11 protein-coding genes are annotated in these 9,328 nt (G+C 66.6%); 7 read left to right on the top strand and 4 right to left on the bottom strand.

Annotation, left to right across the window (positions count from 1 at the left end; genetic code table 11):
- Nucleotides 1-73: 73 nt before the first annotated feature.
- From BST14_RS26685 to BST14_RS26675, 3 genes are read right to left on the bottom strand one after another with little or no spacing between them, the layout of a single operon-like run.
- Nucleotides 74-1,402, bottom strand: coding sequence for an alpha-amylase family protein (locus BST14_RS26685; protein ID WP_083067305.1), 1,329 nt, complete (start codon nt 1,400-1,402; stop codon nt 74-76).
- A gap of 22 nt (nt 1,403-1,424) precedes the next feature.
- The gene (locus BST14_RS26680; protein WP_083067302.1) at nt 1,425-1,961 is read right to left on the bottom strand and encodes an alkyl hydroperoxide reductase; all 537 of its coding nucleotides are present in this window, start codon (nt 1,959-1,961) and stop codon (nt 1,425-1,427) included.
- A gap of 39 nt (nt 1,962-2,000) precedes the next feature.
- On the bottom strand, nt 2,001-2,588 hold the full coding sequence (locus BST14_RS26675) for a peroxiredoxin (RefSeq protein ID WP_083067301.1): 588 nt from the start codon (nt 2,586-2,588) through the stop codon (nt 2,001-2,003).
- Nucleotides 2,589-2,689: 101 nt separating this feature from the next.
- Between BST14_RS26675 and BST14_RS26670 the strand changes: the two genes are divergently transcribed.
- Genes BST14_RS26670 through BST14_RS26655 form a run of 4 tightly spaced genes read left to right on the top strand, consistent with a single transcriptional unit; the run spans nt 2,690 to nt 5,584 of the window.
- Entirely contained in the window at nt 2,690-3,625 is a 936-nt protein-coding gene (locus BST14_RS26670) for a hydrogen peroxide-inducible genes activator (protein ID WP_083067300.1), read from the top strand.
- Nucleotides 3,626-3,661: 36 nt separating this feature from the next.
- Nucleotides 3,662-4,363: an EthD domain-containing protein gene (locus BST14_RS26665; protein WP_083067299.1), complete on the top strand. Its 702-nt coding sequence runs from the start codon at nt 3,662-3,664 to the stop codon at nt 4,361-4,363.
- A 9-nt stretch (nt 4,364-4,372) separates the two neighbouring features.
- Entirely contained in the window at nt 4,373-4,816 is a 444-nt protein-coding gene (locus tag BST14_RS26660; protein ID WP_083067298.1) for a TIGR03618 family F420-dependent PPOX class oxidoreductase, read from the top strand.
- An 18-nt stretch (nt 4,817-4,834) separates the two neighbouring features.
- Nucleotides 4,835-5,584, top strand: a complete 750-nt coding sequence (locus BST14_RS26655) for an enoyl-CoA hydratase/isomerase family protein (RefSeq protein ID WP_083067297.1) — start codon at nt 4,835-4,837, stop codon at nt 5,582-5,584.
- A 23-nt stretch (nt 5,585-5,607) separates the two neighbouring features.
- Here the strand turns inward: BST14_RS26655 and BST14_RS26650 are convergent, their stop codons facing one another.
- Nucleotides 5,608-5,793: a (2Fe-2S)-binding protein gene (locus BST14_RS26650; RefSeq protein ID WP_083067296.1), complete on the bottom strand. Its 186-nt coding sequence runs from the start codon at nt 5,791-5,793 to the stop codon at nt 5,608-5,610.
- A 338-nt stretch (nt 5,794-6,131) separates the two neighbouring features.
- Here BST14_RS26650 and bfr point away from each other — a divergent pair, with 338 nt between their 5' ends.
- The 3 genes from bfr (at nt 6,132) to BST14_RS26635 (ending at nt 9,258) form a co-directional block, all read left to right on the top strand.
- A complete protein-coding gene (bfr, locus tag BST14_RS26645; protein WP_083067295.1) occupies nt 6,132-6,611 on the top strand; it encodes a bacterioferritin in 480 nt (159 codons plus the stop codon).
- 29 nt (nt 6,612-6,640) lie between these two features.
- A complete protein-coding gene (locus BST14_RS26640) occupies nt 6,641-8,698 on the top strand; it encodes an MDR family MFS transporter (protein WP_083067303.1) in 2,058 nt (685 codons plus the stop codon).
- A gap of 65 nt (nt 8,699-8,763) precedes the next feature.
- Nucleotides 8,764-9,258 carry a carboxymuconolactone decarboxylase family protein gene (locus BST14_RS26635; RefSeq protein ID WP_083067304.1) on the top strand — a complete coding sequence of 165 codons (495 nt, stop codon included), beginning with the start codon at nt 8,764-8,766 and terminating at the stop codon, nt 9,256-9,258.
- Nucleotides 9,259-9,328: the final 70 nt, after the last annotated feature.

The raw sequence follows: 9,328 nt of genomic DNA, 5'->3' as shown, positions 1-9,328 counted from the left end.
ACACGATCGTGGCAGCATGCGGCGACGGCATCACCCATACTAACAAGAGCGGGCGAATTAACGACTCAGGACACTAGGTGCTGCCCAGCATCCGCCAGCCGTGCGGTTCCACCACGAGCGTGTCGACGACTTTTTGCGGTGGGGCCGCCGACCCGCCGATGACCCGCCGGTGGGCGGTGTCCAACTCCGAAAGCGCCAGGCGCAGCGGCTCGTCGCCGATGTTGAGCGCGACAAGTAGCGCGTCATCGCCGTTTCGGGTCTCGTAGACGTACTGCCGGTTGCTTAGCCGCAGCGCGGTGGTCGCCGCCCCGTGCAGCCACGCGTGCCGGCGACGCAACCCGATCAAAAATTGGTGCAGCGCCCACAGGTCCACGCCGAAAGCATCCAATTCCAGTGGGGGAGGACCGAACTCGGGGCGCACCGCATCGTCGCCGCCGAAGCGTTCTTCCTTGACGCCCCGGAATCCCAGCTCGTCGCCGGCATACACGCTGGGCACCCCGCCGACCGTCAGCAACAGCACCAGCGCGTGGGCGACGTGTTCGGGATTTTCCAGGCGGCTGGCGATGCGGGTGACGTCGTGGTTGCCGATGAACGTCAGCGGCGAGAAGCCGGTCAGAAACTCGTTGTGGCGCTGCAGCGCCCAGTCCAACTCGAAGAAATTGCCGTCGTTGAGGCCGCTCCAGATCGCCTTCCACAGCTCGTATTGCGTGGCCGAATCGAAGGTGGCGGCCTCCACGACCGCGGCGTAGTCGCCGTGGATGAGTTCCCCGACGAACCATGCGTCCGGGTAGCGCTCGCGGACCCGCGGCAACGTCGATGCCCAGAAATGTTGCGGCACGGCATAAGCCGCATCAAGTCGCCAGCCGTCGGCGCCGCGGCCCAGCCAGTGCGCCATGACGTCGACTGCGTAGTCAACCACTTCCGGGTTGTCGTGGTTGAGGGTGATCAGCCCGTCATGGCCTTCGAAGGTGTGAAATCGGCCGGGCCGCCCGCGAAACCACCGTGCGGCCGCGGCGTCATCGGCCGCCTCGCGGTAGCGCGCGAAATCCTGACCGACGTGATTGAACACCCCGTCGAGCAGCACCCGCAGTCCGCGACGATGTGCCTCGGCGATCAGGTGGTCGAAGTCGTCGTCATCGCCCAGCCGGGGGTCGATGCGGTAGTGGTCGGTGGTGTCGTAACCGTGTGTGCGCGAGGCGAAGACCGGTCCCAGCGCAAGACCGGAAGCCCCGAGTTCGATGGCGTGGTCCAGCCAGTCGACGAGCCGCCGCAACCGGTGCTCCTCCGGCTGCGGCGGCTCGCCCGCCTGCGGCGTGGGAAACGCTCCCACGAACCCCAGGGGATAGACCTGCCACCAGATCGCGTGCTGGACCCAGGCGGGTCCGGTCACGGTGCTGGTCACGGTGCTGGCCACGAAGGCGCGATCAGCCGACGGTCGCCAGCGTCTGGGCGGCGATGATCGCTTGTGCCACGCCGGAAACGATCGCCGCGGCCTTCAACGCCTCCTGGATGGTTTCCCGGCTGACGCCGGCCTCGCGCAGCGTGTGCTCGTGAGCGGCCACGCAGTCCGGACATCCGTTGATCGACGACACCGCGAAGCACCACAGCTCGAAGTTCGCCTTCTCCACGCCGGGGTTCGCGATGATGTTCATCCGCAACCCCGCGCGCAGATCGTCGTACTTGCCGTCCAGGAAGCCCCGGCCACGGTAGAACACGTTGTTCATGCCCATGATCGATGCGGCTCCCAGCGCGGCGTTGTACGCCTCGGCGGACAGGATGTCGGCCGCCTCGGCCCCGATCTCGGCGAGCACCTGGGTGTTCCGCGTCGCGGCGGCACTGGCGAGCAAGGTGCCCCACAGCTGCTCCTCGTTGAGCTCGGTCGTGCGAGTGATCGAGCCCAAGTTGAGCTTGAGGTCCTTGGCGTACTCCGGCAGCGCTTCCTTGAGGTTTTCTACGCTCATCTCGCCTCCCTATCCGACCTTATGCGATCCACGCCCGGATCAGGCCGACTGCTTGAGCAGCTCGGTGGCGTCCAGCGTCGGGTCACCCTTGCGCCAGTTGCACGCGCACAGCTCGTCGGACTGCAGCGCGTCCAGCACGCGCAGCACCTCTTCGACGTTACGGCCCACCGAACCCGCGGTCACCGAGACGAACTGGATCTCGTTGTTCGGGTCGACGATGAAGGTGGCCCGGTCGGCCACGCCGTCGGCGTTGAGCACACCGGTGGCCAGGCTCAGCTCCCGCTTGATGTCCGAAAGCATCGGGAACGGCAGCGTCTTCAGGTCCTCGTGCTGGGCCCGCCAGTTGAAGTGCACGAACTCGCTGTCGATCGAGACACCCAGAACCTGCGCGTCGCGGTCGGCGAATTCGTCGTTGAGCTTGCCGAACGTGGCAATCTCAGTCGGGCACACGAAGGTGAAGTCCTTCGGCCAGAAGAACACCACTCGCCACTTGCCGGCATAGTCCTCGTTGGTGATGGTGGTGAAGTAGTCCCCAGGCTGCTTGGCGTCGACCTTGGACAGATCGCCCGCGATCAACGCAGTGAGCTCGTAGGCGGGGAACTGGTCGCCGATGGTCAGCAGAGGCATATCGCTCCTTATCTGGATTTACTCAAGATTAGATGTCCTCCACCATGTTGCCGGGTAGCCTTATTGAAGTAAAGGTGATATTTCCCACTATACTCATAAGTATGCCCGATAAGACTTATCAGCCCACCATCGCCGGCCTACGCGCGTTCGTGGCAATCGCCGAGAAGCGGCAATTCAGCAGTGCCGCAACGGCTCTCGGTGTCAGCCAATCGACGCTGTCGCAGGCCCTGGCGGCGCTGGAGACGGGCCTGGGCACCCGGTTGGTCGAACGGTCGACGCGGCGTGTCCTGTTGACAACGCAGGGCACGGAACTGCTCCCACGGGCCCAGGCGGTCGTCGAGGCCGCCGACGCGTTCAGCGCCGCGGCGGCCGGCGCCGCGGATCCGCTGCGGACCGGGATGCGGCTGGGGCTGATACCGACGGTGGCGCCCTATGTCCTGCCGACCGTGCTGGCCGGGATCGCCGAACGGCTGCCGGGGCTGACGCTGCGGGTGACCGAAGACCAAACCGAACGGTTGTTGGCGGTCCTGCGTGCGGGCGCACTGGATGCGGCGCTGATCGCCCTGCCCGCCGAGGGTGCCGGTGTCACCGCGATCCCCATCTACGACGAGGATTTCGTCCTCGCCCTACCGCCCGGCCATCCGCTGGCGGGCAAGCGGCGGGTTCCGGCGACGGCACTGGCGGACCTGCCGCTCCTGTTGCTGGACGAGGGTCACTGCCTGCGCGATCAAGCACTCGACGTCTGTCACAAGGCGGGGGTGCGGGCGGAGCTGGCCAACACCCGGGCCGCGTCCCTGGCGACCGCGGTGCAGTGCGTGACGGGCGGCCTGGGCGTCACACTCATTCCGCAGAGCGCGGTGCCGGTCGAGGCGTCGCGCAGTCGCCTGGGCCTGGCGCAGTTCGCCGCGCCCCGTCCGGGACGGCGGATCGGTCTGGTCTACCGCTCATCGAGCGGGCGCGACGAGCCCTATCGCCAGCTGGCCGGGCTCATCGGCACGTTGATCAGCAGCCAGCACCAGGTACGGCTGGTGAAGTAACTCCGCCCGGCGGCCCGCCCCAGGTAGGTTCTGCCTATGGAGAAGGTGATCGCCGTGCTCAGGCGTGCCGAGCCCGATGACGCGTGGTGTGCCCGGCAACGGGGTCACGTCGCCGACGCGCTGCTGCAACTGGGCCTCGCCGGCCTGCAGATGAACGTTCGCGACTGCACCGTGCGTCATTCGCTGATGACACTGACCACCCTGGACCCGCCGGTCGCGGCGGTGGTGAGCATGTGGACCCAGCAGTGCTACGGCGAGCAGATGACGGCCGCATTCAAATTCCTCGCGCAGGAATGTGAACAGCTCGCCGCGTATCTGGTGACCGAATCCGTCCCGCTGGCGGCACCGACCGTCGAATACGGTGCTCGCACACCGGGTTTGGCCAACATCGCGCTGCTGCGCCGGCCCGCCGACATGGACCAGGCGACCTGGCTGACGCGGTGGCAGGGAAACCACACGCCGGTGGCCATCGAAACGCAGTCGACGTTCGGCTACACGCAGAACTGGGTGGTGCGGGCCCTGACCCAGGACGCGCCGGGAATCGCGGGCATCGTCGAGGAGTTGTTCCCGATCGAGGCCATCACCGACCTCCACGCTTTCTTCGGAGCCGCCGATGACGACGACCTGCAGGACCGGCTGGGGCGAATGGTCGCCAGCACCAGCGCCTTTGGCGCCAACGAGAACATCGACACCGTCCCGACGAGCCGGTTCGTCTTCGCCAGCCCGTTCAGCAGATAAGGGGCTCACATGACAACACTGCGCGACGCTGTCGCCTTGGCCGCGACGGAAAGCGGTCTGGCGGTGGTGTCCACCGTTCGCGCTGACGCGACGGTCCAGGCTTCGCTGGTCAACGTCGGACTGCTGGCGCACCCCGCGGACGGTCAACCAGTTCTCGGCTTCACCACCTACGGCAAGGTCAAACTGGCCAACCTGCGCGTGCGGCCGCAGCTGGCCGTGACCTTCCGCAACGGGTGGCGGTGGGCGACGGTCGAGGGCCGCGCCGAGCTGGTCGGCCCGCACGATCCCCGGCCCTGGCTGACGGACGCCGGCCAGTTGCGATTGCTGCTTCGCGACGTGTTCACCGCCGCCGGCGGCACCCACGACGATTGGGACGAGTACGACAGGGTAATGGCCGCCGAGGGCCGCGCCGTCGTCCTCATCGCGCCAACCCGCGTCTACAGCAACGGCTGACCTCGTTAGGCTGCTGGCGTGACGCTGCAGATCGACGACGACAAGCGGGTACGTACCCTCACGCTGAACCGGCCCGAGGCGCTCAACGCGTTCAACGAAGCCCTCTACGACGCCACCGCCGAGGCGCTGCTGGCCGCCGCCGAGGATCCCGAGGTCGCGGTCGTGCTGCTGACCGGCGCGGGACGCGGTTTCAGCGCCGGCACCGACCTGGCCGAGATGCAGGCCCGCATCACCGACCCGGACTTCACCCCGGGCAAGCACGGCTTCGTCGGACTGATCAACACCCTCAGCGCCTTTCCCAAGCCGCTGATCTGCGCGGTGAACGGCGTCGGCGTCGGCATCGGTGCCACCATTTTGGGCTATGCCGATCTGGCGTTCATGTCGTCGACCGCCCGCCTGAAGTGCCCGTTCACCAGCCTGGGCGTGGCGCCCGAAGCGGCATCGTCATACCTGCTGCCCCAGCTGGTGGGCCGGCAGAATGCCGCCTGGCTGTTGATGTCGTCGGAATGGGTGGGCGCCGACGAGGCGCTGCGCATGGGGCTGGTCTGGCGGGTCTGCGAACCGGACGAGCTGCTGGCGCAGGCCCGGCAGCACGCGGAAATCCTTGCCTCCCAGCCAATCTCGAGCCTGATGGCCGTCAAGCACACCATGATGGAACCCGTCCGGCCCGAGATCGTGGCGGCCACCGCCCGCGAGAACGCCCACTTCGCCGAACTCATGGGCGCGCAAGCCAACGCCGCGGCCCTGGCCGCCTTTAACAAGAGTTGATGTAACAAACGCTGACGCGGCGGCTAGACCGGCCGAGCCGTCTCCAGCTTGGCCGACGCGGCCAGGATCGCGCGCAGCGTGCGCCGGCAGCGACCGCAGTCACCGCCCGCCCCACATGCGGCGGCGATCTCTTTGGAGGTCGTTGCGCCCTGTGCGACGACATCGCACACCGTCTGGTTGGTTGCCCCAACACAGAGGCACACGTACATCAGCGCACCTCCTGCACGTCGGAATCCCCTTCGTCGAGAGCTCGGCCCAGCGTCTGCGATTCGTCCCCGCCGCGGGCGTTCCGAGTCATCGGGCACCGTGGCGACGAAGCCGAATACACCTGGCGCATATTAGTGGAGTCTAACCTAAGTTCGTTAGCCCAGTCTAACCTAACCAAGGGGTGACTGACCCACTCGGGGGCGCACTGAGCGCAGCCAAACCTTGCTGGAACAATCCTCGCGGCCGTGGCAAAGTGCTGCTACAGCCCAGGTTTGTGCGCTCCAGCCCAGCGCGCCCGCCGCGGCCACATACGACAGCCGCTCACACCATAGGAGTGAAAATGCAAGGGGATGCGGAAGTTTTGCGTCTGCTCAACGAGCAGTTGACCAGCGAGCTCACCGCGATCAACCAATACTTCCTGCACTCCAAGATGCAGGACAACTGGGGTTTCACCGAGTTAGCTGAGCACACCCGGGCCGAGTCCTTCGACGAGATGCGGCACGCCGAGTCGATCACCGACCGCATCCTGTTGCTCGACGGGCTGCCGAATTACCAGCGCCTGTTCTCGCTGCGGATCGGCCAGACGTTGCGCGAGCAGTTCGAGGCGGACTTGGCCATCGAATACGAGGTGATGGACCGGCTCAAGCCGGCGATCATCCTGTGCCGGGAAAAGCAGGACTCCACCACCGCGAACCTCTTCGAAGAAATCGTCGCCGATGAGGAAAAGCACATCGACTACCTCGAGACCCAGCTGGAGTTGATGGACAAACTGGGCGTGGAGCTGTACTCGGCGCAGTGCGTGTCGCGGCCACCCAGCTGACCCTGCCGACGGGTAACGTCTGCGAGGGTATGACGAGCTCGAGGGCAGCGACCCAAACTCGCCCCGCTTCCAGCGGCGAGCTGATCAGCCCGCAACGGCGCAACCTGATCTTCATCGCGATCGTTCTCGGGATGCTGCTCGCGGCGCTGGACCAGACCATTGTCGCGACCGCGCTGCCGACCATCGTCGTCAACCTGGGTGATGCCGGGCATCAGTCCTGGGTCGTCACCAGCTATCTGCTCGCATCGACCATCGTCACCGCGCTGGTGGGCAAGCTCGGCGACGTGTTCGGCCGCAAACGCGTATTCCAAACCGCCGTAATCTTTTTCGTCGTCGGCTCGATATTGTGCGGACTGGCCCAGTCGATGGCCATGCTGGTGGGGGCGCGCGCCCTGCAGGGAATCGGCGGTGGCGCCATCACCGTCACGGCCAGCGCGCTGATCGGCGAGGTCGTCCCACTGCGGGAGCGGGGCCGATATCAGGGCATCCTCGGGGCGGTCTTCGGCGTCACCACGGTCATCGGTCCGCTGCTCGGCGGCTATTTCACCGACTACCTGACCTGGCGCTGGGCCTTCTGGGTCAACGTGCCGATCTCGGTCGTGGTCATCTTCGTTGCGGCAGCGGCGGTTCCCGCACTGACCGCCTCCGCCAAGCCCGTCATCGATTACGCCGGGATCACGTTCGTGGGCCTGGGCGCCGCGGGCCTGACGCTGGCCACCAGTTGGGGCGGCACCCTCTACCCGTGGGGATCACCGACGATCATCGGCCTGTTCGTCGGCGCCGCGGTGGCGCTCGGTGTGTTCGTGATGGTGGAGCGCCGCGCCGCCGAACCCATCCTGCCGATCCGGTTGTTCGGTAGCCCGGTGTTCACCGTCTGCTGCGTGCTGTCCTTCGTCGTGGGCTTCGCCATGCTGGGCGCGATGACCTTCCTGCCGACCTACATGCAGTACGTCAACGGTGTTTCGGCTACCACCTCGGGCCTGCGCACCCTACCCATGGTGCTCGGGATGCTGGTCACCTCGACCGGCAGCGGCACCATCGTCGGCCGGACCGGCCGGTACAAGATCTTTCCGGTGGCCGGCACCGCGCTGATGGCGTTGGCCTTCCTGCTGATGTCGCGCATGCAGCCGTCCACTTCCGCCCTGATCCAGTCGCTGTACTTGGTGATCCTCGGGGCCGGCATCGGGTTGTCCATGCAGGTGCTGATCCTCATCGTGCAGAACACGTCGAACTTCGAAGACCTCGGCGTCGCCACCTCGGGTGTGACGTTTTTCCGGACCATCGGAAGTTCGTTCGGCGCGGCCATTTTCGGCTCGCTGTTCGTGAACTTCCTCAACGGCCGAATCGGTCCGGCCCTGGCGGCCAGCGGCGCGCCACCCAGCGCGGTCAGTTCACCCGGGGCTTTGCACCGGCAACCGCATGACGTGGCCGCCCCGATCGTGGCGGCCTACGCCGAATCGCTCACCCAGGTCTTCTTCTGGGCGGCGCCGGTCGCCCTGGTCGGATTCGCGCTGGCGCTATTCTTGCGCGAGATCCCGCTGCGCGATATCCACGACAGCACAACCGATCTCGGCGACGCGTTCGGCATGCCGACCACCGAGACGCCCGACCAGATGCTGGAGAACGCGATCGCGCGGATGCTGCGCGGCGAGACCGGCATGCGGCTGCGCAGCATCGCCATGCGACCCGATTGCCGGCTCGACGTCGCCGGGTTGTGGGGGGTCTTGCGGATCAATCGCTACACCCAGATGTACGGGAGCGCCCAGCTCACCGACATGGCCGACTACCTACGAATACCGTTCGAAGTCCTCGAGCCCACCTTCGCCCGCCTGATATCCGGGGGTTACGTGCGGCGGGACGGCGAGCAGATGTGGCTCACCCCAGCCGGGAATCAACAAGTGGCATACGTGCACTCGCTGCTGTTGGCCTGGCTGGTCGACAAGCTCGCCCGGTCGCCGGGATTCGAGGGCCGCCCGGACCGCCGCGCGGTGGAGGCAGCGCTGGACCGCGTGGCGCACCGCGTTCTGGCCCAACGGGATTGGCATGAGGAGCAGCCGACCATGGCAATGCCGTCGGCCGCTCGCTAGCCGGTGACGATACGCATTCGCCGACATCCCCAACCCGTGTGATGACGCGGGCGTACCATCACGCCATGAGCCGAATCGGAACATTTGCTGACGACGACCTGGCCGGATGGTTTGCGAAGTCTCCCGACATCGGTAGCGCGCTCGGCGGCTTCAGCCAGGCGGTGTACACCAAGAACCGGTTGCCGTTGCGCACCCGCGAACTGGCCCGCGCCGTGATCGCCCACCGCAACGAGTGCGTCGTCTGCGTCAACACCCGCGACGAAGACGGACCCGCCGCGGGCGTCGACGAGGAGTTCTACGACCATGTCCGCGAGTGGCGCACCTGGCCCGGCTACAGCGAACAGGAGCGGCTGGCCGCTGAGTTCGCCGACCGCTTCGCCACCGAGCACACCGCGCTGCGCGACGACGAAGACTTCTGGAGCCGGTGCGCCGCGCACTTCTCCGACGAATTGCTGGCCGATTTGGCACTGTCCTGCGCGCTGTGGATCGGCATGGGCCGGGTGCTGCGGACCCTCGACATCGGCCAGGCCTGCAAACTCACCATCCCCAGCCGCGGCTAGGGCGTGTCTGACAAATGGGGTAGCCAGAGGGTGATGGCGCGTAGGACTGCTGCGCCGCGGTAGACGACGG

The organism is Mycobacterium arosiense ATCC BAA-1401 = DSM 45069, assembly GCF_002086125.1.
Lineage (GTDB): Bacteria > Actinomycetota > Actinomycetes > Mycobacteriales > Mycobacteriaceae > Mycobacterium > Mycobacterium arosiense.
Note: the sequence above shows the minus strand (reverse complement) of the source record. Positions and strands in the feature narration are given on the sequence as shown.

Coding starts and splice junctions, on each gene's coding strand:
- BST14_RS26680 (WP_083067302.1), bottom strand. CDS start 1,961: ATGAGCGTAGAAAACCTCAAGGAAGCGCTGCCGGAGTACGCCAAGGAC.
- BST14_RS26675 (WP_083067301.1), bottom strand. CDS start 2,588: ATGCCTCTGCTGACCATCGGCGACCAGTTCCCCGCCTACGAGCTCACT.
- BST14_RS26670 (WP_083067300.1), top strand. CDS start 2,690: ATGCCCGATAAGACTTATCAGCCCACCATCGCCGGCCTACGCGCGTTC.
- BST14_RS26665 (WP_083067299.1), top strand. CDS start 3,662: ATGGAGAAGGTGATCGCCGTGCTCAGGCGTGCCGAGCCCGATGACGCG.
- BST14_RS26660 (WP_083067298.1), top strand. CDS start 4,373: ATGACAACACTGCGCGACGCTGTCGCCTTGGCCGCGACGGAAAGCGGT.
- BST14_RS26650 (WP_083067296.1), bottom strand. CDS start 5,793: ATGTACGTGTGCCTCTGTGTTGGGGCAACCAACCAGACGGTGTGCGAT.
- bfr (WP_083067295.1), top strand. CDS start 6,132: ATGCAAGGGGATGCGGAAGTTTTGCGTCTGCTCAACGAGCAGTTGACC.
- BST14_RS26640 (WP_083067303.1), top strand. CDS start 6,641: ATGACGAGCTCGAGGGCAGCGACCCAAACTCGCCCCGCTTCCAGCGGC.
- BST14_RS26635 (WP_083067304.1), top strand. CDS start 8,764: ATGAGCCGAATCGGAACATTTGCTGACGACGACCTGGCCGGATGGTTT.